Source organism: Marinobacterium alkalitolerans, assembly GCF_017776525.1.
Classification (GTDB): Bacteria; Pseudomonadota; Gammaproteobacteria; order Pseudomonadales; family Balneatricaceae; genus Marinobacterium; species Marinobacterium alkalitolerans.
Map to the genome: position 1 here is coordinate 55,099 of NZ_JACVEW010000009.1, position 21,561 is coordinate 76,659.

Genomic DNA, 21,561 nt, shown 5'->3' on the forward strand with positions numbered 1-21,561 from the left:
AAAATGTCTCCGGGCATAGCATGGTTCTATGCCAATACAGTCATGCCCTTGTTATCGGCCAAACCTCAGCCTTCTTGAGGCCCCGAGCCAAAGGCGGCCAGCAGATCACCGTTGAAAATGCGCTCAATTTTGGCGGCATATTCCGGGTCGGTCGCATAACCGGCATTGTGCAGCTCACGAACAAACCGACTCGGGTCACTGCCCTGCTCCAGTGCCTGCTGGTAGCGCGGGTTCGTTTGCAGAAAATCCACGTAATCATTAAAGCTGGCTTCATAGCCTTCATACGCGCGGAAGCGCGCCTGCTCTTTCTCGGGCACCCCACCGCGATACTCCAACGTCTGCACCTGAACCGCATCCCCCTGCCAACGGCTGTCGGCCTTGATATTGAACAGGTTGAAGCTGCTTTTGCCGGTCGCCGTATCTCGCGTCACAAACTTGCCCCACCCGGTCTCGAGCGCAGCCTGCGCCAGCAACACCGATGGATTGACGCCCAAGGATCTGGCGGCCTTTTCCGCCAGCGGCATCAGTGAGTTGATAAACTCAGCCGGGCTCTCAAAGCGATTGGGCAGATCTGCCGTAGCGTTTCGATCCGAGGTTTCGGTGCCAGCAACAGCCTGAGCCTGCTCAGGGTCATCCACCTGCTGGGTCGCTTGCGCGGGAGCCTGGTGATCAGCCTCCACCGGTGCAGTATAGCCCACACCCGCTGGCTGGCTGATTGGACCGCTGCTGAGGGCGCGGTTGAGCATCTGCTCGGTCAGTGACTGACGCTCATCTCCATCCTTGTCACCGCTCGCAGGCTGGCTGAGCTGCTTGACGATGATATCGGCCAGCCCAATGCTGTCTTTTCTGGACAGGTCCAGCGTGAGCTGCTGGTCGAACATCTCCTGATAGAACTTCACATCGCTGGAGTTGAACGGGCTGTCGGCCGCCAGCACATCGTTGGCCTGGCGCATGCTTTTGAGCATCATGTTCATGAACAGCTGCTCAAACTCCTGCGCCACGCCTTTCAGCGCTGCCTGCTCATCCGTTTTGGCCTGCCCCTTCAGTTTGCTGAGCTGGTTCAGGTCCGTGAACAGGGAGGACGAGGAGGGGTCGAAACCACTTTTAATCGCCATCAGATCACCACCAGTTCTGCTTTCAGCGCACCCGCCTGTTTCAAGGCTTCCAGTATCGCCATCAGATCCCCGGGGGCCGCACCCACCTGGTTCACTGCCTCAACGATATCGCTCAGTGTGGCGCCCGGGGCAAACTCGAACATGCGACCGGAGCCCTCATCAATCTCGATTTCTGAACGCGGCGTCACCACGGTCTGACCACCGCCCAACACGTTGGGCTGATCCACATCCAGGTTTTCGGTAATGGCCACCGTCAGGCCACCATGTGTAATCGCGACCGGAGAAACGCGTACGTTCTGACCGATGATGATGGTGCCGGTACGCGAATTGATGATCACCTTGGCGGTTTCTTCACCGGGATCGACTTCAAGGTTTTCCAGCACGGACAGGAAGGAAACCCGCTGCGAGGGATCTCTCGGTGCACGCACGCGAATAGAAGCGGCATCCAGTGCCTGCGCCATATCAGGCCCCAGCAGGCTGTTAATCTGCTCAGCTACCCGGCGTGCGGTCGTAAAATCAGGATGGTTAAGGTTAAACATCAGGCTGTCACCACGTGCAAAGGCATTGGGCACTGTACGCTCAACCGATGCGCCATTGGGGATTCGCCCGACACTGGGGACGTTCAGAGAAAGGCGTGAACCGTCATTCCCTTCCGCCCCGAACCCTGACACCACCAGGTTTCCCTGCGCAATTGCATACACATTGCCGTCGGCCCCTTTCAGCGGTGCCATCAACAGACTGCCACCTCGGAGGCTCTTGGCGTCACCGATCGTGGAGACGGTCACATCAATCGACTGCCCCGGCTTGGCAAAGGGCGGCAACTCGGCATGAATGGCCACGGCGGCAATGTTCTTGGACTGCGGATCCACGTCAGCCGGAATCGCCACGCCAAAGTTGTTCAGCATGTTGCGGAAGGTCTGGGAAGTGAAGCTGGTCTTGTCACCGGTACCGTCAAGCCCGACCACCAGGCCATAACCTACCAGCTGGTTGGTACGCACCCCGGCCACACTGGTGATGTCCTTCAGCCGCTCGGCCTGAGCCCAGGCCGGCAACAGTGCCACGAAAACCAGAAAGAACTGCCATACCTTACGCATCGTCAAACCCTCAGAAAGGCCAGAGTGGGCTGATAAAGAAGCGGGCCAGCCAACCCATCACGTTGGAATCGTGAGTCGCCCCCGTACCACTGTAGGTAATGCGCGCATCCGCGAGGCGGGTGGACTCAACCGTATTGTCCGGACCGATATCCTGTGGGCGTACCAGACCGCTGACGCGGATGTACTCATCCCCCTGATTCAGCGTCAGCCATTTCTCCCCACGAACCAGCATGGTGCCATTGGGCAGAATCTGGTGAACCGTCACGGTGATGTTGCCGTCCAGGCTGTTGCTCATATCGGCGCTGCCTTCACCGGCGAAGTCACTGTTACTGCCCATGGAGGCGCTGAGCGGATTGCCCAGCACGCTAAGCTCCTGCCCCAGTACCGTCGGTGCCTGAATGGCCACACTGGTGCTCTTGTCGGTTTCCACTGAGGAGCTTTTCGACGACTGAGTACGCTCGGTCAGGACCACGGTAATGATATCCCCGATCCGGCTGGCCCGGCCATCACCGTACAGATCCATGCCAGCCCCTGCCTGATAGATGGCACCATCAACCGGCTTGGGCTGCTGCATCTGCGCCGGCTGTATGGGGGCATAGTAGGGATTATCCGGCTTGGGGGCCTTGTTCACGCACCCAACCAGTCCCAGTATGCTCATCAGTAATCCGACTTTCGCCAAGGCTCGCATGATCATCTTTCCACATTCATTCAATTAGAGCTGCTGGCTGACATAACCCAGCATTTCATCCGCTGTTGAGATCACTTTTGAGTTCATCTCATAGGCCCGCTGAGTGGTAATCATATCCACCAGCTCTTCAACCGCATTCACATTGGAGCCTTCCAGCATACCCTGTTTCAGAATGCCACGCCCTTCTTCACCCGGAACCCCCACCAGAGGCGCTCCACTGGCCGCGGTCTCGGTGAACAGATTCTGACCGATCGCCTGCAGCCCCTGAGGGTTCACGAAGTCCGCCAGTTCCAGCTGCCCGAGCTCGACCGGGTTGGGGTCACCGGCAACGGTCACGCTCACGGTTCCATCGCCCCCGACGGAGAAGTTGGTGACTTCACCGGGCAGCGTGATGGCCGGCTCAACCGGGTATCCTTCTGCAGTCACCAGGCGATTTTCGCCGTCCAGGTGCAACTCACCGTTACGGGTGTAACCGATCTCGCCATTGGGCATCTGAATCTGCAAGAAGCCCCGGCCGTTGATCGCCAGATCAAACGGCTGGTCGGTGATCTGCATGTCACCGGTAAAAAACAGCTTCTGCGTGCCGACCGTCCGTACCCCGCTGCCCAATTGAAGGCCTGATGGCAGCTGAGAGTCTTCTCCCGTGGCCGCGCCCGGCTGGCGACGCACCTGATACAGCAGGTCTTCAAATTCCAGTCGGTCTTTCTTGAACCCGACCGTACTCACGTTGGCCAGGTTGTTGGAAATAACCTTGAGCTGAGTATCCTGCGCACTCAGGCCTGTTTTCGCGACGTGCAATGCACCATGCATGGTTCAAACTCCTTAATGCCTATCAGCTCATTCTCAGAATTTCAGCAGCCTTGGATGAATTTTCTTCGGCGGTTTTCATCATCTTGACCTGCATCTCGAACTGCCGTGACAAACTGATCATGGAGGTCAGGTCGTCAATGGCGTTCACGTTACTGGCTTCCAGATAGCCTGCGCGCACCTGAACATCCAGTGCAGGCGGCAGCGGCACATCGTTGTCCGTGTGCATGAAACCATCCTGACCTTTGAACAGGGCGCCCTCTTCAGGCCGCACCAGCTTGATCTGGTCGACCAGCGCAATTTCCACCGCATTTTCACCCAGCGGTCGAATGGTAATCGTGCCATCGGTCGCAATGTCGATCTTCTCGGCCGGCGGAATTACAATCGGAATACCGCCGTTGCCCATCACCGGCAAACCGCTGCCTGTCACCAGCTGGTTGGCGGCATTGATCTGCAGCGAACCGTTACGGGTATAGACTTCGTTACCATCCGGCCCGGTTACGGCAATCCAGCCTTCACCATCAACGGCGATATCCAGATCGCGCCCTGTCTGCATCAGCGTGCCGCTTTCCAGGTTGGTACCCGGCCGCTCGCTCATGGAGTAGACACGTGACTCATATCCATCGCCCAGTACACGCATGGAGCGCGCCTGCTCGAGATCGCTCTTGAAGGCGGTCGTGGTCGCGTTGGCCAAATTGTTTGCATGTGCCTGCTGGGCCCGCATGTTCTCGCGGGCTCCGGTCATGGCAACGTAAAGAACCTTGTCCATTAGCTGCTCCGGTAAAGAGTTGCCGCTTTAATGGCGTTTCCTGTAACGAAGCAAAAAACGTGCCACAAACGAAAAAACCGGGCCAGGGCCCGGTTTTCGTCTACTGTTTGAGCAGCTGTTAGATCTGCAGGATTGCCTGAGTCACGGTGTTCAGGGTTTCCAGTGTCTTGGAGTTCGCCTGGAAGTTACGCTGACCTTCGATCAGCTTCACCAGCTCTGCCGACAGATCCACGTTGGACTGTTCCAGCGCCGCTGAGCGCAGAGTACCGTTAAGGCCGGTTCCCGGCGGGTTCAGAATCGCGTTACCGGAGGAGAGCGTAGATATCCACTCGGTATTACCGCTGGGCTGCAGCCCATCCTGGTTTTCAAAGGTTGCAATGGCAACCAGACCCAGGTTGGCACGCTGACCATTACTGTAACTGGCCACCATCTCACCGGTTTCAGCAAAACTTACACCGATCAAATCACCCTTGGTGTAACCATCCTGCTGCTGACCCTTCACGATAGACTCGGACGCGAACTGGCTGGAGCCCGTTATATCCAACTGTATCCCGCGCAAGGAGTCCGTATCGTTATCCAACAGGTTATCCTGCGGGTTGGCTGGGTCCGCACCAAAAATTGTCAGTTTAGGCGCTACTCCACTCGTTGGTACCGACCCTCCATTGACTGTTTCCAAAACACCGTTGGTCGGATCAAAGGTTACCATCACCGGCCCCACCTCTGTTTGGGTACCGGCCCCGGGATCTTGCAACTTGCCAATATCAAGCTGCGCAGTATCGTTCAAAAAAGCATACATTCGATAAGCGCCAAGGAAGCTGTTATCCCCCTCCTCGTCAATACTTAGAGTCACATCACCATTACTAGCATCGGTGTTACTCAATACAGACTCAGGCGCGGCAGGCGGGCCTGCGGAAAGGGTCACATCCGATATTGTAATCGGCAGTGGATTCACGTTACCCGCATCGGCTTTCCAACGCACTTGCAGCTCTGGAACCCCATCTGAGTTCAAGGGAACATAGGAAATGGACTCAACATCCGGATTTGCATCCAGAATATCCTGCTCTGCAGCAGAGATAGCGGCACCGACGTCATTACGAGTCATCGCCGTTGTCAAAGGAATTGACACCCCTCCAATCACAATATTTTGTGCATTCAAAAGCTCACCTGTTGTTGCATCAAACGCACTTGCCTGAAAGGTAGCAGACTGTATTTCGTTAGCATCTCTGACATCTACAGGCTCAGAAGAAAGCTCCTGAGTACCCAGTTCAACCGCCATATCCCCGTACTCGGTGAACTCAGACTTGAACTCAAAAGACAAATCCCAGCCGGTACCACCTGACGCCGTCGCATTGTCCACCACTCGAAAACTGTCTACATCTATTCTCGGATCAACATCCGCCAGCTTAGCTTTTTCCTCATCGGATAAAATGTAAACCCCTGTACCCACTCCTCCATCTAATATCTCAGTGAGACCGAGTTCACCATCAGGAGAAGGGACGGTGGTCGAAAGCGCTAGACCCGAAACTTTAATTGGATCAGAGCCACCAGCAGTGTCAAAATCACTTGTGCTGATATCATAGCGATAAACTTCTTTTACGGGTCGCTGCTCTGCAAAGTAAAAGCGAATACTGTTTTCGTTACCCAAGCTATCAAAGGTTCCCACAGTGGTTGACCAGCTGTATGAGTTAGGCTCATTTTTATCAAAAACCCCCTCTAACTGAGTCGCATCATTATTGGAGTTGATATTGAATGCCAAATCAACTTGTTCGGTCGCCTTGGGCGGGCTTTCCTTCTCTGTTACGGACAGATTCTGCACCGGCAGCTGGTTGCCTTGAGCATCCAGACCATACCCCTGCAGATACTTGCCGTTCTTGCTGACGATGTTGCCATCCTTATCCAGCTCAAAGGCACCTGCACGTGTATAGGTGACGTTGCCCTGACCGTCATCCAGCTGGAAGAAGCCGGAACCGTTGATCGCCAAATCCAGGTTGCTGTTGGTAAATTCGATGGTACCGCCACTGAAGTCCTGAGCGATATCACTGACGGTGACACCGGAGCCCGGAGTGTTGGACGAGCCCGCACCCACAACCGCAGTTGCATAGATATCAGCGAACTCGGTACGCGACGACTTGAAGCCAACCGTACTGGAGTTGGCGATGTTGTTACCCGCCACATCCAGCAGGCTCGTGGATGCCTTAAGGCCTGTTACGGCTGTATTGAAACCTGCCATGTCTGTTTACCTCACTTAACCCAGCTGCTTGACGTCACTCATGTCGATGGAACCGATATTGGTATTCACCTTCATGCCAATACCATTCTGTCCAAGCGTCACGCTGTTAATGTTAAAGCCCATGTAAGTGGCCACCTCTTCATAGCCGCCATCGGCGCCAGAAGCCGCTTCCGCCACTATGCGATAGTTGCCGGCCGGCAGGTTCTCGTTCGCCTGCCACACAAAGTTGTGATCTCCCGGCGGCATGGCGCCCATGCTGACCTGGTCGACCTTGTTACCCGCACCATCATAGATGGAGACACGGATATCACTTGCGCTGACGTCCGTTGACACAACACCGTCAACTGCGCCGCCTTGCTGTGTCAGCTGAGCAATATTGGTGTTCACATACGCCCGCTGGCCGACCATGGAAGATGCCTGCAGAGCCGCCTGACTGCTCACCAGCGTGTTGCTCATGGTCTCCATGGTGGTCGCCAGGTTCTGAATGCTTTCAACGTTACTCATGGTCGACATCTGTTGCATGAAGTCCGAGGTATCCGCCGGGCTGGTCGGATCCTGGTTCTGCAACTGAGCAATCAGCAGTTTCATGAACATCTGGCGGTCTTCTGACATGCCATCCGTCTGGGTAGACTGTTCACGGTTCTGCTGATTGATCTGCTCGAAAACGTTATTGCTGCCGACGCCGTTTACATTACTCATGGCGCTATCCTCTTACCGACCTTACTGCCCCAGCGTCAGCGTACGCTGAAGCATCTGTTTGGCCGTATTCATGATATCGGCGTTGATCTGAAAGGAGCGGGACGCCGATATCATGTCCGCCATCTCCTCTACCACGTTTACGTTGGGGTAATACACATAGCCGTTATCGTCGGCCATCGGGTGATTGGGCTCGTAAGCCATGCGCAGCGGCGCTTCACTTTCGACAATGTCATCTACCTGTACGCCCTGCCCCGGCACCAGAGACTGGTAGTCTTCCGGCATCTGCTCAGGCTCAATGGCCTTGAGGGCGAAAACCGGTTTGCGAGCACGATAGGTTTCCGCCTCGCTGGAACTGACGCTCTCGGCATTGGCCATGTTGCTGGCAGTGGTATTCAGGCGCACGGTCTGCGCCGTCATGGCAGAACCGGCAATATCGAACACATTACTCAGTGACATCGTTATTCACCCTTGATCGCGCTGGTCAGTCCTGTGAACTTGCTGTTCAGGAACTGGAAAGAAGCCTGGTAACGAATGGCGTTATCGGTATAACGCGACATTTCTTCCTGCAGCTCGACAGTATTACCGTCGACAGAAGGCTGGGTCGGCGTGCGGAACATCAGATCTGCCGCCGTATCGGGTGACAGAAACGCATCCTGGTGACCGGACGATGTCTGCTCCATGGGCAGCTCGAACGTGTCACTGACGCCGGCAAGCACCGATGCAAAATCAATATCCCGCGCCTTGTAGTTGGGGGTATCCGCATTGGCAATGTTGTTGGCCAATACTTCAGCACGCCGCGCACGCAGTGCCAGCGCGTCATCATGTATACCCAGAGCTGAATCAAAATTGATCGCCATGCAAACCCCACTGCAAGATTGCCGTTTTCGTTTCAAGCAATAATTAGCAATTGCCATGCCAACAAAGGTCAACTGGCTCTACTGGCGGCTTTGAGGGAAGTGGAAGGTCCGGGTATGACGAACAGAAGGGGAAAAAGCGGCAAGGCACTACCGGCAAGCGGCAAACACACTGCTGTATTTGCCGCCCGGCAATTTAAATGGCCTGGTAGATAATCCCGGGCCGGCAGTGGATCATTTTGTACAGATCCTGCAGGCCGGACAGGGACTCGGAAGCCCCCAGCAGCAGATAGCCGCCCGGGCGCAACTGCTTGTGCATCTTGCGCAGGATCTCAAGCTTCACGTCGGACGAGAAGTAGATCAGAACATTGCGGCAAAAGATCAGGTCAAACTGGCCCAATGTACTGTAGTTGCCCAGCAGATTAAGGCTTTGGAACCGGACCCGACTCTTGATATTGGGCTTGATGGTCCAGCTGCCCTGAGGTGAAGACTGGAAATACTTGTGCAGCCGGTCCTGAGACAGGCCGCGCCCCAGCGCCAGCATTTCATATTCGCCACGTCGCGCCTGCTCCAGCACGGTCGAGGAGATATCCGTTGCCAGAATCTCTTCACCGGAGGAAAAGGCGCCCGGATGCGCGTGCTTGAACTCATCAATCACCATACTGATTGAGTAGGGCTCCTGACCGGTCGAACACGCTGCCGACCAGACACGCAGCTTCTGGAAGCGCTTGGCCTCTTTCAGCTCAGGCAAAAGCTTGTTGCGCAATATTTCGTAGGGGTGAATATCACGAAACCAGAGGGTCTCGTTGGTGGTCATCGCATCGATGACCTGCTCCTTGAGCGTATTGCCTCCGGGGCGATTGAGGCGACCGACCAGATCAGTGAGGCTGGAACACCCCTGCTGCTGCATGATCTTGCTGAGGCGGCTTTGCACCAGGTACTGCTTGTGCTCAGCCAACAGAATTCCGCAGCTTTTCTCAAGAAAAGTGCTGAACTCCTTGAACTCTGTCGGCGTAATACTGAAGCCGCTGCTCACAGGGCATATTCCTTACTGTGCTGATTCGACCTGACGAATACGATTTACAACGACACCTGCCAGATCATTCGGGTTGAACTTGGCCAGGAAGCCATCTGCTCCGACCTTCTTCACCATGGATACGTTGAAACCACCGCTCAGGGAGGTATGCAATACAATATGTAACCCGGACATGCGTGCGTCTTCACGAATCATGGAAGTCAGCGTGTAGCCATCCATTTCCGGCATCTCGATGTCGGAAATGACCATTAGGAACAGTTTTTCCACATCAACATTGCGATCCAGCAATTCCTGTAGCATCTGCAGTGCCTGACGGCCATTATTGGCAGCTGAGACCTTCACGCCCAGATCTTCCAGGCTGCGCTGCATCTGGTTACGTGCAACAGCCGAGTCGTCCACGATCAGCACATGGTGTTCACGCGCACGCTGTCTGACATCATTGGTTGCCACATCTTCGCTGACATCTGTCGACATGGGGTACAGGTCCGCCAGTATCTGTTCCACGTCGAGAATTTCAACCAGCTTGCCTTCATATTCGAACACGGCCGTCAGGTAGTTTTCGTTTCCGATCTCCTTGGGCGGGGCCATGATCTGATCCCACTGGGTATTCAGAATACGGTCTACCTTGCGCACCATGAACGCCAGCGTGCGGCGGTTATACTCAGCAACAATCAAAAAGGTTTTGGTCAAATCCTCGGGAGGAATGGGCTGACGACCGATAGCCTCAGACAGGTCAAGAACCGGGATGGTTTCACCACGAATGTGGGCCATGCCTTTAATCGCCGATGTTTGGCGAGGGACTTCTGTCAGCTCCGGGCATTGCAGCACTTCACGCACTTTAAATACATTAATGCCGTATCTCTGACTGGTTTCCAGACCGAAGAGCAGCAGCTCCAGACGGTTCTGCCCCACCATCTGCGTGCGCAGGTTTACAGTATCCAGGATCCCTGACATGATCTATTCAACCCCGAGGTCGTTGACGATGAGTTTATGCCCGGCTTCGCAAAGCCAGGACACCCACGTGAATATATTCAATTTAACACCAGTTACCGCTACTTTGGCCATAGTCAGCTGTTTACTCTCGGCCTCAACTGCGTGTGCGAATACTATCTCAGAACAGATCGACGCACAGGTGTCTGAAGCCATTAAACAACACTTTCTTACCAAAGTACCAGACAGCAGACTGGAGATACGGCTCAACCCGGTTGATTCCCGGTTGAAACTTTCCCCTTGCAGCACCCCTTTACGTGTCAAACTGCCCTTTCAGAGCGGACAGCGTATCACCGCCAAGGTCAGCTGCCCACAGCCCCGGTGGAGCCTGTTTGTTACCGGGCAGGTACAACAGTATAAAACGATTGTGGTCGCCACAACGCCGATCGTCAAAGGCTCCCGAGTCTCCGCCCGCCACCTCGACCTGAGGGAGCGCGAGATTACCACCCTTTCAGGTGACTATTACCAGCGCCAGCATGACGTGGTCGGGCGCGTTGCCAGAATCAACATCAGCGCGGAAACCGCAATCACCCCTCGCATGCTGGCTGTGGCCAAGGCAGTCAAACGTGGCGATCCCGTTGTCATTGAGGCACGCCGCGGCAGTGTCAGCATCCGAACCGACGGAGTTGCACAGGAGGATGGCAAGGCTGGCGAGACCATCACGGTGATTAACTCACGCTCAGGCATGGAAATTCGCGCCCGGGTTATCGCGCCCGGCAAGGTTCAGGTTCCCTGAGACAGGTTCGCGTGAGCCAGGAGATTCCGCTACACTTGACCCTTATTACGTGTGTGTTGTCTTTCAAGGCAAACACTTGTTTGATCGAACACAAAAAAGATTAAAGTTTTCTACAGGGCGACCGATACCCTTGCACAGAACTGATTGCGAGGATTTATAAAATGGCTATCGATTTTCCCGGACTGTCCCCGACCCAGTCGGCTGGCAACCGCGGCAAAGTCAGCGACCAGCAGAACAATGCGCCCTCCGGGGCTGCAGGGCAGCCTGCGGCTTCTGCCGATCGCGCCGAGCGGCCCGACACTGTGAAGATCAGTGATACGGCGCAGGCTTTGCAGCGCTCCGTTGACAGCTCTGACAACAGCAGCGGTGTCGACAGTGATCGTGTTGCTCGCATCAAGGCAGCTATTGAAGACGGCTCGTACCAGATCAACAACGAGCGTATCGCTGACCGCATGCTGCAGCTCGACGATCTCATGAGTAACTGACACCATGTCTGTTGACGCACCCACGCCTGAATACAGTGCCCAGCTTGGCAGCTTGATCGACAAGAGCCGCCAGCTGCTGGAGCAACTGGTCCCGCTGTTGGACAAGGAACTGGATGCGCTCAAGACACGTGACATCGACGCTCTGACCGAAAACAACGAGCTCAAGCAGAAAATACTGCTTGAGCTTGATGGTGTCACTCGTGCTCTCAATGAACAACTTCAGCAGTTTTCCGTCGCCCCGGACACCGATTCCGTACTGGCATTTTTTGCTCGCCTCCCCGGCCCGGCAAACAAGCTGCTGACGCGCGCCTGGCAGTCTCTCGAATCCCAACTGGATCACGTGAAGCAACTGAACCTGCGCAACGAACAGGTGATTCTGCGCAGCAAGCAGAACACCGATCAGCTGCTGGCCATTCTTCAGGGCCATGCGCGCAGCAATACCGTTTATAACCCCCAAGGGGGTGAAGGGCGTTACGAAGGCCAGCGCAGTCTGGGCAAAGCCTAGAAAAAACATTCCCTTAGCGTTAGAATTCCGGCCGTGCCTCAGTAGCTCAGTTGTATAGAGCAGCCCCCTCCTAAGGGGCAGGTCGCAGGTTAGAGTCCTGCCTGGGGCGCCATTTCTTTCAAAGACTTACGTGACACACGTTCTCTCAGACAGCTCGAAATTCGCACAAATACCCAGCGGCCCACCATGTTGAAAGCGCCCATGAGAGCTCAGAGTCAGTACAGCGAGTGAAGCAGGCTCTGGCGTTGCGCCGAGAGTCATAGGCGTGAAAGAGGTTTAGTGAACCGGCCCAACCAGTGTGGTCAGCACTGTGGTGATAGCCAGGATGGAACCACCCACAACTTTTTCCATGAACAGCGAACGCTTAAGTTCATGCCCCCGGCAATTTTCGCTGGCCAAAGAGGGTACCAACCTCAGCTTATGATAGGCCGCCAGGCCCAGGATCACACAAACCAGTGCCAGTTTAACAAGCAGCCAGAGGCCATAATCCGTACCGAGCAGATTCTGCCAACCAGTTAACTGATAAACCAACAGACCACCGGCTGCCAGCAGTATTAGAACTGCAACGACGGCAATCTCACCAAAGCGGACCATCAATGTACGCGACTGAGCCGTCGTTAGGCGCCGCATGGCCAGCCACAACGGTACCAGTGACCCCATCCACCAGGCGGCCACTATGACATGGCCGACCAACAGTGCCGCCGCCCAGCTTTCCAGTGTGACGGCGTGGCCCGCGCTACTGAACGAAAGGCCAATCAACAGGCTACCCAGCAATGAGAGCGCTATCTCCAGAATATGCCGACCTGGCACCGGCGCAGGCAAAAGAGCAACGAATATGAGTCCAAAGCCCAGCACCCGCTCCCACAGCGCATCGCCCACCGGAGACTGCCAGAGAATCTGCAGTATGACCGGGTCGAACATGCCCGCCAGCCCCTGCTCAGCAAATGCACCAACCCGAACCAGAAAATGGATCCCAGCACCGGTCAGACCGATAACAACGCCAAGCAGGGCGTAGCGACGCAGGGTACGATGGATTTCAGGCAGACCGCCCGCCAACCAGTAGGACGCCATACCACCGATGGCCGCAGACATTCCGATATACAGCCACCACCGGGTTACAACGGTCAGCCACTCCCACTCGGTCACTACACTCTCCTCACTTGCTAAAACGCTCGGTAGGCACCGGGTATTACCATGCCCACCAAGATGCGTTCACTAAGCCAAAGCAACATGCTTGTGCACATGACTTAAATATCGAAAGACACTTACTTACGTGGCACCTTATTACAACAGTGCGGTTCATGGCTGGCGTTATCACGCATATTCTCGTCAACAAACCGGTAGTAGTTACGTTTGACCCGGTTCCACCAACCGTCAGCGAAGGCAGCGCCCTTCTCACGTACCAGTGCTTCGACAATATCAAGATTACAGTGGGTCGCATCATACGCAAAACGTAACACGGACTTGTCAGGCTCCCAAGATACGCTATCGACTCCATAGAGCTGGTCGATTTCATTCGCCAGACTCGCCATATCGGCGTTACCGGTTACCACCTTCAGGTTACGGTTTACCAGGTTGTTCTCTTTGACACCGGGCTTGTGATCCAGGTCGCTCATAATCTTCTCCTGTCTACTTAACCGATTAAATGGAACACGCTTCTACGATGAGCCCTTGCCGCTATCACCGCCATGACGCCCATGGGAACGGTGCATAAACAGGTGCATCAGCGGGCAAAGCAGAAAGATCATATAGGGTAGCCAGCCGGCCAGTTGATCACTGTAATTGCGCAGCGCGAAAAAAACGCCCATCACCAGGATACCCAACGTGAGCACCCCCTTAGGTGTGCAACAAAACGACAAAAAACGGGTTTTCATGATGCACTCCTTCAACTCTTTTCTTCGACAATCAGTTCACCCCGATACATCTGCATCTGGCAGGTAAAGGGGTAGCGGCCCGGCTTCATGGGCTCAAGCTCCAGTGTCTTGGATTTGCCCAGTGGAAGCTCCTCGCTGACGTCAAAGTCTTCGAACACCACCACACTGGCACAGGGCGAAGGATCCCTGCGGACAAAATTGAGCCTTGTACTCTGTCCCGCCGGCACGCGGATATGAGACGGCTGGTAAACGCCATCGTCCACGTTGATGGTGATTTCACCGGACTCGAGGTTGGCTGTCGGCCCCTTGTAGAGCCAGAACCACCAGACTATCAGGCCAATCAGGAGCAGCCCCAGCAGATTGATAATGATCATGACGAACTCCTCCCGATCAGTGTTCCTGCGGTTTAAACAGGCGCAGACGGTTGGCGTTAGTCACCACCGTCAGCGACGAGAACGCCATCGCGGCGCCAGCGATCACCGGGCTCAGCAGCATGCCGAAGAACGGATACAGCAAGCCAGCAGCCACCGGTACGCCTGCAGCGTTATAAATAAAGGCGCCAAACAGGTTCTGACGGATGTTTCTGAGCGTCGCCCGACTGATGGCGATCGCATCGGCCAGGCCGTGCAGCGAACCGCGCATCAACGTCACATCCGCGCTTTCGATCGCCACGTCGGTGCCGGTACCGATGGCAAACCCGACATTAGCTAACGCAAGTGCCGGCGCATCGTTGATGCCGTCGCCGGTCATGCCCACGGTTTCACCCTGCTGCTGAAGTTCGGCGACCTTGTCCGATTTCTGCTCCGGCAGCACCTCCGCGAAAAACTCTTTGATACCAACCTGCTCGGCCACGGCCTTCGCCGTATCGCGGTTATCCCCGGTGAGCATCACGACGCGAATGCCGTCTTTCTGTAACCGCTTGATGGCCGCCACAGAGTCCTGCTTGATTGGATCGGACACTGCAATCAGCGCAACCAACCGGCCATTCACGGCCAGGTACATGGGCGTCTGTGCCTTCGCGGCCATCGCCTGTGCCTGACCGATCTGAGCGTCAATCGTCACATCGCGATCGCGCATCAGCTTCTCGTTACCGAACAGTAGTGCCTGGCCATCAACATTTCCCTCGACACCGTGCCCGGCGATCGCGTTGAAGCCTTCCGCCTTGCCGAGCTCGAGCCCCTGTTTTTTCGCCGATTCGACGATCGACACCGCCAGCGGGTGTTCCGACCCCTGCTCCAGCGAGGCGGCCAGCGCGAGAACATCAGATTCACTGCGTTCACCGACGACCAGGATATCGGTCACCTGGGGCGCGCCCTCGGTAATGGTGCCGGTCTTGTCGAGAATCATCGCCGTGATCTTCGAGGCGCTCTGCAGTGCCTCGCCATTGCGGATCAAGACACCAGCTTCTGCTGCCTTACCAACACCAACCATCACTGACATCGGTGTCGCCAGCCCCAGCGCGCAGGGGCAGGCGATGATCAGTACGGTTGTGGCCGACACGATCGCAAAGGCGATAGCTGGTTCGGGACCAAAGTTGAGCCATGCCAGTGCACTGATCACGGCGATGATCATGATCGCCGGCACGAAGTACGCCGAGATCACATCCGCCAGACGACCGATCGGCGGCTTGGAGTTCTGCGCCTGCTTGACCATCGAAATAATCCGCGCCAGTGCCGTGTCCTTGCCCACTCGCGTGGCACGGAACAGCACCGAGCCAGACTTGTTGATAGTGCCACCGACCAAAGTATCCCCTTCAGCCTTTTCCACCGGCATTGGCTCACCAGTCAGCATCGATTCATCAACGGTGGAATGCCCCTCGACGACAACCCCGTCCACAGGGATCTTCTCGCCAGGCCGCACCCGTACCCGATCGCCCTCAAGTACCTCCTCGATCGGAATATCCACTTCCTGATCATCACGTTCGACCCGGGCCGTTTTCGCCTGCAGACCGATTAACCGTTTGATCGCCTCTGAAGTGCGGCCACGGGCCCGGATCTCGAGCGCCAACCCCAGGTTGATCAGACCGATAATCATCGCCGTCGCTTCAAAGTAGACATGGCGCGCCATCAGCGGCACCGCCTCGGGCGCCAACACAACCACCATCGAGTAGAGCCATGCGGTACCGGTCCCGAGTGCGATCAGCGTATCCATGTTTGCACTGTGGTTGATGAACGACTTCCAGGCGCCGATGTAAAAATGACGACCGGCAAACAACATCACCCCCAGCGTCAGCAGTCCGACCACAAGCCAGGCCACACGCTCGAAAGTCGTCGTTACCGTCATCTCACCGACCACCAGGCTGTATAGCATCAGTGGCACACCAAGTCCGAGCGCGACCATCATCTCTCGCATCAGGCGCTTGTAATACGCTTCGTCCGCTTTCTCTTTTTCACTGAGCAAATCACCGTTGTCCTTACTACTGGTGACTCTGGCGCCGTAACCAGCAGCCTCGACAGCTTCCACCAATGCCTGATCCGAGACCTCGCCGCTGACATTCACCGTGCGCTGAGCGAAGTTCATTGACGCTCGCTCCACACCCGGAACCTGCTGCAACGCCGTTTCAATCTTGCCAACGCAACTGGCACAGCCGGCACCCTCGATCAGTAACTCACGGCTAGCAATACGGCTCTCTTGTTTGTTCATGGCCTTTGTCTCCGCTGACGGAAAAACCCTTTTCTACCAACCAGTATGGCGCAACGACACCAACACGAACCTTACCCACCCATTACATTTTCGTAAGGAAAGCCCGCCCCACCGATTTGCTGGCAAACTAGAGATCGCAGGAGGGCTGTAACAATGCGGATACTAATAGTCGAAGACGAAGAAAAAACAGGCGTCTATCTACGCAAGGGATTGACTGAATCCGGCTACATCACCGATCTGGCAATGACCGGCTACGATGGCCTCCACCTGGCCATGACCGAAAGCTATGACCTGATTCTGCTCGATGTCATGCTGCCGGAGCTCAGTGGCTGGCAAGTATTGGAAAAACTGCGCGAGGAAAACCGCCATACTACAGTGATTTTTCTGACTGCCCGAGATCAGGTCGACGACCGGGTACGCGGCCTGGAGATGGGGGCGGATGATTATCTGGTCAAGCCTTTCGCATTTTCAGAGCTATTGGCACGAATCCGAACCCAACTCAGACGCGGCATGCAGGGTGCGGAACCGACCTCGCTGAGCCTGGCCGACCTGGAGATCGACCTGCTGCGCCGGCGTGTCACCCGAGGCAGCCAGCGCATCAGTTTGACTGCCAAGGAATATACTTTGCTGGAGTTCCTCATGCGACGTCGGGGCGAGGTGCTCTCGCGTTCGTTGATAGCCTCCCAAGTGTGGGACATGAACTTCGACAGTGATACCAATATCATCGAGGTAGCAATTCGCCGTTTGCGCAGTAAAGTGGACGACCCTTTCCAAATAAAACTGATCCACACCATTCGTGGAATGGGATATCTGATGGATGAAGCTGAATGCCCATAGTGTCATTGACCACCCGACTCACGCTGCTGTTTGCATTGGTCTCAGTTGCCGTTTTTGCATCACTTGGATTCTTGATCAAGCACTCGATGGAGGAGCATTTTGTAGCACAGGATTTTGCCGAGCTCGATGACAAGATACGCACAACGGCAAACCTGCTTAACAGTCTGAAAACGGGCGAAAGCCCACCGTCGATCCATGAAGTGATGAAAAATACGGTGGTGGACCATGACAGCATTATTATCAAGATAGATACCTCCAGCGGGGGGCAGCTCTTTGCTTCCGGTCCCATCGCCTTTCCGTTCGACAAAACTCAGTTGCTTAACAAACCGGGTCAGATACAACGTGCTGCCTGGAACGAGGGTGATATCCGATACCGCGGCGCCGCCATGGCCCTGGAAGGGAGGGACAGCTCCCGCCATCTGATTCTGTCGGCAGCCATCGAGACAACACGTCACCGCGTGTTCATGCAGCAGTTCGCCAAAGAGCTCAGTGGTCTGATGCTGACCGCCACCCTGTTCAGTGCACTGCTGGGTTGGCTGGTTGCTCGTCAAGGGCTAGCACCATTGCGGCTTATGCGCGCGAAGGCCAAGTCGGTTACTGCCACGCGCCTGGACCAACGCCTGCCAGTGGATACCATCCCTGTGGAGCTGGCTTCCCTGGCGCAGGAGCTCAACCGGATGTTTGACCGACTTGAAGAATCCTTTACACGATTAACCCATTTTTCCTCTGATATTGCACATGAGTTGCGCACACCTATCAGCAACTTGATGACCCAAACCCAGGTCTCACTATCGCGAGCACGCTCAGCCGAAGAATACCAGGACATACTCGCCTCCAACGTCGAGGAACTCGAGAAACTGTCCAGAATGATCTCTGACATGCTGTTTCTCGCAAAAGCCGAACATGGACTGCAACTGCCTTCGCGCCAACGCTTTCCACTTGAAGTTGAAGTCGCCAAGCTGCTCGAATTTTACGAAGCGCTCGCGGACGAAAAACAGGTTCACATGCAGCTGCAGGGGAGTGGTGAGCTGTCCGGCGATCGTCTTATGATTGACCGGGCAATCAGCAACCTGCTCTCTAACGCGCTCCGGCATACTCCAGAGGGCGGACTGGTTGACCTTTATATTGAGAGAGGAATCGATGCACTGACGCTAACCATCTGCAACGATGGCAATACCATCCCGGCTCAAGACTTGCCCTACCTGTTTGATCGTTTTTACCGGTGCGACCAGGCCCGTGGCCATAACGAATCCGAAGGAACCGGCCTGGGCCTGTCGATTACCCGCGCCATAGTACATGCTCATGGGGGGAAAGTTACGGTTAAATCAGCAAACAACCGTACCTGCTTCACGCTCTCATTCCCTCACTGACATGCACGGTAACTTGCTCCGTATTTACCAACGTGTTAACACAACGGCGAGAACCAACGACAGAGGCCGGGCCGTGAAATTACTGATCGTCGAGGATGAAGTAAAAACCGGGGATTATCTCAAGCAAGGACTGGGCGAAGCCGGTTTCAACACCGACTTGGCACGCACCGGACTGGACGGCTTGAATCTGGCCATAAACCAGCCATATGACCTGATCATACTGGACGTCATGCTGCCCGAACTCGACGGTTGGCAGCTTCTACAGACGCTCCGTAAACAGGGTTATGAAGTACCGGTGCTGTTTTTGACCGCCCGCGATGAGGTTGACGACCGGGTACGGGGCCTGGAGTTGGGTGCCGACGATTACCTTATCAAGCCTTTCGCCTTCTCCGAATTGCTGGCCCGCATTCGCAGCCTGCTCAGACGTGGTCGAAGCAGTCAGGAGCCAACCCTGTTACAGGTTTCCGATCTGGAGCTGGACCTGGTAAAACGACGGGCTGTACGAATGGGTGAAAGGATCAACTTGACCGCCAAGGAGTTCTCCCTGCTGGAACTGATGATACGCCGTGAAGGAGAGGTGCTGCCACGCTCCTTGATCGCCTCTCAGGTCTGGGATATGAATTTCGACAGTGACACGAATGTCATCGAAGTTGCCATGCGACGTCTCCGGGCCAAAATCGACGATCCCTATCCTCGCAAACTGATCCATACCGTTCGCGGCATGGGCTATGTGCTAGAGGAGCGTGACTGAACCGGAACCAACCCACGCCACCTACGCGGATTTAAAAAACCAACCCGGAAATCAGGCCGCGACATTATTCATGTCGCCACCCGGATCCAGGTCACCATTCCAGCCGCCTGATGTTCAATCATATGGCAGTGCAGCAACCAGCTCCCCGGATTGTCGGCCCGGAATCGGATCGTGGAGCGCTCGCCACCGGCCATCGCCAGGGTATCGTGCCAGATCCCCTTCGGATAGCGCGCCAAATCGGCTTTAAAGTGGTGGCCATGCAGGTGCATACCATGGGGCCAGCGGGTGTTGTTGAGGATTTCAATCTCAACCAGATCGCCGCGCTTAACATCCAGCATCGGCTGCTCCGGCATGTTGGCTACACCGTTGAAGGCCCAGATCTGATGCTTTTGGATCAACTCCTTAACCCCCAGGGTTTCACCCTGATAAACGGCCTGCCGCAAGTTGCCCATAGCCCCGCCGGTCATATCCAGTTGCAGCCGGTGATCCGGCTCACCACTGCCCGGCTCCGGCAGTGGGTTGGCCGCCAGTGCCTTGGGGGGCGAAAACCAGCGCTTCTCCGCCTTACCGGTCACCTGCAGCGATGCCAGCTCCACCGGCTCGTCCAGCCCCACATCCCGAATTGTATAGCGGTCTGCGTTCTGTGCCGGAATGTCGACTACCAGGTCGTAGCGTTCAGCCGGGGCCAGCACCAGCGGTTCTGACAAGGGCTGAGGCTCAGCCAGGGGCTGCCCATCCTTGGCAATAATCCAGGTCGGTATCGAGGGTAACTTCACCAGCATAATTCGTGCGTTAGCCGTATTAAGAAGGCGCAATCGCATTCGTTCACCGGCACGGACCTCAAACGCCGGCTTAAGCTGCCGGTTGGTGGTCAACAGATTGCCGGTTCGACCGCCGTGGGCCCATTCATGCATATCGCCGAAGGATTCGGTATGAAGCTGCCCGTTGTTACCGAGCCGCCAGTCATCAAGCGCCAACACCATATCCTGGTCCACCGGGTAGGCTGTCCGCTCCTCGACGATCAGCGGCAGGTAGAGCCCTCGGGCGAGCTGCTCATAGGTGCGATGATGTGAGTGCGCCCAGAAGGTTCCCGCATCCTGAGGGGTAAATCGATAGAGGAAACGCTCACCGGGCTCGATTGGTACCTGCGTAAGCCCGGTGACACCATCCATCGCATTCTCTACCCGCAAGCCATGCCAGTGCACGCTGGATGGCTGCGGTAAACGATTTTCCACCTCGATCTCCACCGGCTCACCTTGACGCAGGCGCAGCACATCCCGATCAAACCCCCAGAGTTTCACCGGCTCTCCCGAAGGGCCAAACCATTGCCGCTGCTCCTTCCCGAGCACCAGCTTAATTGTTTTTGTTTCATCAGCTAAGGCATGTCGCAAAAGTGGCGGGCCAGCCAGCAGACTCGCGGCTGACAGTGTCAGAAAGTTACGGCGGCTCAACTTCATTCCAGAGTATCCTTGGTTCCAACCGTTAGAAAGATGTTTATTTCAATATTAACGTATCGCAGCCCCTTCACACTTCGGGAGGCGTATTACTGGCAGGCAACATCCCTTTCACGCCTGCCGATCCGTTCAGGGTATGAAAAAAGGTGGCCTGGAACGAGAAAAGCCCTTCGCATAAGCGGAGGGCTGTTGTCCGGGATTGAAAGGGGCTCAGTAGTGCGGACCGTTTTTGAGGAACAGAATCTGCCCTACACGCGCCACCTCATTACCTTGCATTTCGATACGATCACCATCCGCTGTTTTCATTGATGCCCCCGACTCCATGGACGCAGCGCGACCATAACGGTCCACCATTCCCATCTTGCCATCAGCAAAGACATAGAGAGTTGCTCCGCTCTCCAACGCAACGGTCTCCACTGACTGCTGGTTGGCAAATGCGGAAACACTGATCAGAGTAAGGCCTGCCACCAGAACTGTTTTCTTGAACATTTCAAAATCTCCTTCTCAAACTGTTTGAGATTTCATGCTAACAAGTGGGCCCTTACCTATAACTGACACAAGCATTACAGGTCTGACAGGTTTAAACATCACCAGCCTTCTGCATGTTCGCAAGTGGCTAGTCTT

General features: G+C 55.6%; 24 protein-coding genes and 1 tRNA gene. 7 read left to right on the top strand and 18 right to left on the bottom strand.

Translation table 11 applies throughout. The features are described from left to right. Nucleotides 1-65: 65 nt before the first annotated feature. From flgJ to H9C73_RS07415, 11 genes are all read right to left on the bottom strand, one after another. Nucleotides 66-1,115: a flagellar assembly peptidoglycan hydrolase FlgJ gene (gene flgJ, locus H9C73_RS07365; protein WP_209287170.1), complete on the bottom strand. Its 1,050-nt coding sequence runs from the start codon at nucleotides 1,113-1,115 to the stop codon at nucleotides 66-68. Beyond that, nucleotides 1,115-2,209: a flagellar basal body P-ring protein FlgI gene (locus H9C73_RS07370; RefSeq protein WP_209287171.1), complete on the bottom strand. Its 1,095-nt coding sequence runs from the start codon at nucleotides 2,207-2,209 to the stop codon at nucleotides 1,115-1,117. The genes flgJ and H9C73_RS07370 overlap by 1 nt, the downstream gene beginning before the upstream one ends. 10 nt (nucleotides 2,210-2,219) lie before the next feature. After that, nucleotides 2,220-2,867 (bottom strand): flagellar basal body L-ring protein FlgH, encoded by a 648-nt coding sequence (flgH, locus tag H9C73_RS07375; protein WP_236014142.1) that lies wholly within the window; start codon nucleotides 2,865-2,867, stop codon nucleotides 2,220-2,222. A 54-nt stretch (nucleotides 2,868-2,921) separates the two neighbouring features. Then, a complete protein-coding gene (gene flgG / locus H9C73_RS07380; protein ID WP_209287173.1) occupies nucleotides 2,922-3,707 on the bottom strand; it encodes a flagellar basal-body rod protein FlgG in 786 nt (261 codons plus the stop codon). 22 nt (nucleotides 3,708-3,729) lie between these two features. Continuing rightward, on the bottom strand, nucleotides 3,730-4,473 hold the full coding sequence (gene flgF, locus H9C73_RS07385) for a flagellar basal-body rod protein FlgF (protein WP_209287174.1): 744 nt from the start codon (nucleotides 4,471-4,473) through the stop codon (nucleotides 3,730-3,732). 118 nt (nucleotides 4,474-4,591) lie between these two features. Next, nucleotides 4,592-6,703, bottom strand: coding sequence for a flagellar hook-basal body complex protein (locus tag H9C73_RS07390; protein ID WP_209287175.1), 2,112 nt, complete (start codon nucleotides 6,701-6,703; stop codon nucleotides 4,592-4,594). A gap of 15 nt (nucleotides 6,704-6,718) precedes the next feature. After that, the gene (locus H9C73_RS07395; protein WP_209287176.1) at nucleotides 6,719-7,402 is read right to left on the bottom strand and encodes a flagellar hook capping FlgD N-terminal domain-containing protein; all 684 of its coding nucleotides are present in this window, start codon (nucleotides 7,400-7,402) and stop codon (nucleotides 6,719-6,721) included. A 21-nt stretch (nucleotides 7,403-7,423) separates the two neighbouring features. Next, complete coding sequence (gene flgC / locus H9C73_RS07400) at nucleotides 7,424-7,858, bottom strand: flagellar basal body rod protein FlgC (RefSeq protein ID WP_209287177.1); 435 nt, start codon at nucleotides 7,856-7,858, stop codon at nucleotides 7,424-7,426. Nucleotides 7,859-7,860: 2 nt separating this feature from the next. After that, complete coding sequence (flgB, locus tag H9C73_RS07405; RefSeq protein WP_209287178.1) at nucleotides 7,861-8,259, bottom strand: flagellar basal body rod protein FlgB; 399 nt, start codon at nucleotides 8,257-8,259, stop codon at nucleotides 7,861-7,863. A 193-nt stretch (nucleotides 8,260-8,452) separates the two neighbouring features. Further along, entirely contained in the window at nucleotides 8,453-9,292 is an 840-nt protein-coding gene (locus H9C73_RS07410; RefSeq protein WP_328797950.1) for a CheR family methyltransferase, read from the bottom strand. 12 nt (nucleotides 9,293-9,304) lie between these two features. Further along, nucleotides 9,305-10,246, bottom strand: a complete 942-nt coding sequence (locus H9C73_RS07415) for a chemotaxis protein CheV (RefSeq protein WP_209287179.1) — start codon at nucleotides 10,244-10,246, stop codon at nucleotides 9,305-9,307. A gap of 28 nt (nucleotides 10,247-10,274) precedes the next feature. Between H9C73_RS07415 and flgA the strand changes: the two genes are divergently transcribed. From flgA to H9C73_RS07435, 4 genes are all read left to right on the top strand, one after another. After that, on the top strand, nucleotides 10,275-11,018 hold the full coding sequence (gene flgA, locus H9C73_RS07420) for a flagellar basal body P-ring formation chaperone FlgA (RefSeq protein WP_236014150.1): 744 nt from the start codon (nucleotides 10,275-10,277) through the stop codon (nucleotides 11,016-11,018). Nucleotides 11,019-11,179: 161 nt separating this feature from the next. Then, nucleotides 11,180-11,503 carry a flagellar biosynthesis anti-sigma factor FlgM gene (gene flgM, locus H9C73_RS07425; RefSeq protein ID WP_209287181.1) on the top strand — a complete coding sequence of 108 codons (324 nt, stop codon included), beginning with the start codon at nucleotides 11,180-11,182 and terminating at the stop codon, nucleotides 11,501-11,503. Nucleotides 11,504-11,507: 4 nt separating this feature from the next. After that, nucleotides 11,508-12,008: a flagella synthesis protein FlgN gene (locus H9C73_RS07430; protein WP_209287182.1), complete on the top strand. Its 501-nt coding sequence runs from the start codon at nucleotides 11,508-11,510 to the stop codon at nucleotides 12,006-12,008. A gap of 35 nt (nucleotides 12,009-12,043) precedes the next feature. Further along, nucleotides 12,044-12,120, top strand: a tRNA-Arg gene (locus H9C73_RS07435). Nucleotides 12,121-12,284: 164 nt separating this feature from the next. Here the strand turns inward: H9C73_RS07435 and H9C73_RS16350 are convergent. The 5 genes from H9C73_RS16350 to H9C73_RS07460 all read right to left on the bottom strand — a co-directional run bounded on the left by H9C73_RS16350 (nucleotide 12,285) and on the right by H9C73_RS07460 (nucleotide 16,525). Then, on the bottom strand, nucleotides 12,285-13,154 hold the full coding sequence (locus H9C73_RS16350; RefSeq protein WP_209287183.1) for a copper resistance D family protein: 870 nt from the start codon (nucleotides 13,152-13,154) through the stop codon (nucleotides 12,285-12,287). Between the two features lie 119 nt (nucleotides 13,155-13,273). Further along, entirely contained in the window at nucleotides 13,274-13,624 is a 351-nt protein-coding gene (locus H9C73_RS07445) for a cation transporter (RefSeq protein WP_209287184.1), read from the bottom strand. Between the two features lie 42 nt (nucleotides 13,625-13,666). Next, entirely contained in the window at nucleotides 13,667-13,882 is a 216-nt protein-coding gene (locus H9C73_RS07450; RefSeq protein WP_209287185.1) for a DUF2933 domain-containing protein, read from the bottom strand. An 11-nt stretch (nucleotides 13,883-13,893) separates the two neighbouring features. Next, nucleotides 13,894-14,256 carry a cupredoxin domain-containing protein gene (locus H9C73_RS07455; protein WP_209287186.1) on the bottom strand — a complete coding sequence of 121 codons (363 nt, stop codon included), beginning with the start codon at nucleotides 14,254-14,256 and terminating at the stop codon, nucleotides 13,894-13,896. Between the two features lie 16 nt (nucleotides 14,257-14,272). Continuing rightward, entirely contained in the window at nucleotides 14,273-16,525 is a 2,253-nt protein-coding gene (locus H9C73_RS07460) for a heavy metal translocating P-type ATPase (protein WP_209287187.1), read from the bottom strand. 153 nt (nucleotides 16,526-16,678) lie between these two features. Here H9C73_RS07460 and H9C73_RS07465 point away from each other — a divergent pair, with 153 nt between their 5' ends. From H9C73_RS07465 to H9C73_RS07475, 3 genes are all read left to right on the top strand, one after another. Further along, nucleotides 16,679-17,362 (top strand): heavy metal response regulator transcription factor, encoded by a 684-nt coding sequence (locus H9C73_RS07465; RefSeq protein WP_209287188.1) that lies wholly within the window; start codon nucleotides 16,679-16,681, stop codon nucleotides 17,360-17,362. After that, a complete protein-coding gene (locus H9C73_RS07470) occupies nucleotides 17,362-18,732 on the top strand; it encodes a heavy metal sensor histidine kinase (protein WP_209287189.1) in 1,371 nt (456 codons plus the stop codon). Before H9C73_RS07465 ends, H9C73_RS07470 begins: the two co-directional genes overlap by 1 nt. A gap of 73 nt (nucleotides 18,733-18,805) precedes the next feature. Then, nucleotides 18,806-19,483: a heavy metal response regulator transcription factor gene (locus tag H9C73_RS07475; RefSeq protein WP_209287190.1), complete on the top strand. Its 678-nt coding sequence runs from the start codon at nucleotides 18,806-18,808 to the stop codon at nucleotides 19,481-19,483. Between the two features lie 68 nt (nucleotides 19,484-19,551). On the opposite strand, the gene H9C73_RS07480 is transcribed toward H9C73_RS07475, so the two are convergent. Together H9C73_RS07480 and H9C73_RS07485 are read right to left on the bottom strand one after the other, a co-directional pair. Next, nucleotides 19,552-20,940 (bottom strand): multicopper oxidase family protein, encoded by a 1,389-nt coding sequence (locus H9C73_RS07480; protein ID WP_209287191.1) that lies wholly within the window; start codon nucleotides 20,938-20,940, stop codon nucleotides 19,552-19,554. A gap of 207 nt (nucleotides 20,941-21,147) precedes the next feature. Then, on the bottom strand, nucleotides 21,148-21,426 hold the full coding sequence (locus H9C73_RS07485) for a CopK family periplasmic copper-binding protein (protein ID WP_209287192.1): 279 nt from the start codon (nucleotides 21,424-21,426) through the stop codon (nucleotides 21,148-21,150). Nucleotides 21,427-21,561 lie beyond the last annotated feature (135 nt).

Excerpts from the sequence above, each read along its gene's own strand:
- H9C73_RS07480 (WP_209287191.1), bottom strand. The coding sequence starts at position 20,940 with ATGAAGTTGAGCCGCCGTAACTTTCTGACACTGTCAGCCGCGAGTCTG.
- H9C73_RS07430 (WP_209287182.1), top strand. The coding sequence starts at position 11,508 with ATGTCTGTTGACGCACCCACGCCTGAATACAGTGCCCAGCTTGGCAGC.
- H9C73_RS07455 (WP_209287186.1), bottom strand. The coding sequence starts at position 14,256 with ATGATCATTATCAATCTGCTGGGGCTGCTCCTGATTGGCCTGATAGTC.
- flgJ (WP_209287170.1), bottom strand. The coding sequence starts at position 1,115 with ATGGCGATTAAAAGTGGTTTCGACCCCTCCTCGTCCTCCCTGTTCACG.
- flgC (WP_209287177.1), bottom strand. The coding sequence starts at position 7,858 with ATGTCACTGAGTAATGTGTTCGATATTGCCGGTTCTGCCATGACGGCG.
- H9C73_RS07395 (WP_209287176.1), bottom strand. The coding sequence starts at position 7,402 with ATGAGTAATGTAAACGGCGTCGGCAGCAATAACGTTTTCGAGCAGATC.
- flgA (WP_236014150.1), top strand. The coding sequence starts at position 10,275 with ATGAGTTTATGCCCGGCTTCGCAAAGCCAGGACACCCACGTGAATATA.
- H9C73_RS07485 (WP_209287192.1), bottom strand. The coding sequence starts at position 21,426 with ATGTTCAAGAAAACAGTTCTGGTGGCAGGCCTTACTCTGATCAGTGTT.
- flgH (WP_236014142.1), bottom strand. The coding sequence starts at position 2,867 with ATGAGCATACTGGGACTGGTTGGGTGCGTGAACAAGGCCCCCAAGCCG.
- H9C73_RS07445 (WP_209287184.1), bottom strand. The coding sequence starts at position 13,624 with ATGAGCGACCTGGATCACAAGCCCGGTGTCAAAGAGAACAACCTGGTA.
- H9C73_RS07450 (WP_209287185.1), bottom strand. The coding sequence starts at position 13,882 with ATGAAAACCCGTTTTTTGTCGTTTTGTTGCACACCTAAGGGGGTGCTC.
- flgG (WP_209287173.1), bottom strand. The coding sequence starts at position 3,707 with ATGCATGGTGCATTGCACGTCGCGAAAACAGGCCTGAGTGCGCAGGAT.
- H9C73_RS07370 (WP_209287171.1), bottom strand. The coding sequence starts at position 2,209 with ATGCGTAAGGTATGGCAGTTCTTTCTGGTTTTCGTGGCACTGTTGCCG.
- flgF (WP_209287174.1), bottom strand. The coding sequence starts at position 4,473 with ATGGACAAGGTTCTTTACGTTGCCATGACCGGAGCCCGCGAGAACATG.
- H9C73_RS07390 (WP_209287175.1), bottom strand. The coding sequence starts at position 6,703 with ATGGCAGGTTTCAATACAGCCGTAACAGGCCTTAAGGCATCCACGAGC.
- flgB (WP_209287178.1), bottom strand. The coding sequence starts at position 8,259 with ATGGCGATCAATTTTGATTCAGCTCTGGGTATACATGATGACGCGCTG.
- H9C73_RS07460 (WP_209287187.1), bottom strand. The coding sequence starts at position 16,525 with ATGAACAAACAAGAGAGCCGTATTGCTAGCCGTGAGTTACTGATCGAG.
- flgM (WP_209287181.1), top strand. The coding sequence starts at position 11,180 with ATGGCTATCGATTTTCCCGGACTGTCCCCGACCCAGTCGGCTGGCAAC.
- H9C73_RS07415 (WP_209287179.1), bottom strand. The coding sequence starts at position 10,246 with ATGTCAGGGATCCTGGATACTGTAAACCTGCGCACGCAGATGGTGGGG.
- H9C73_RS07465 (WP_209287188.1), top strand. The coding sequence starts at position 16,679 with ATGCGGATACTAATAGTCGAAGACGAAGAAAAAACAGGCGTCTATCTA.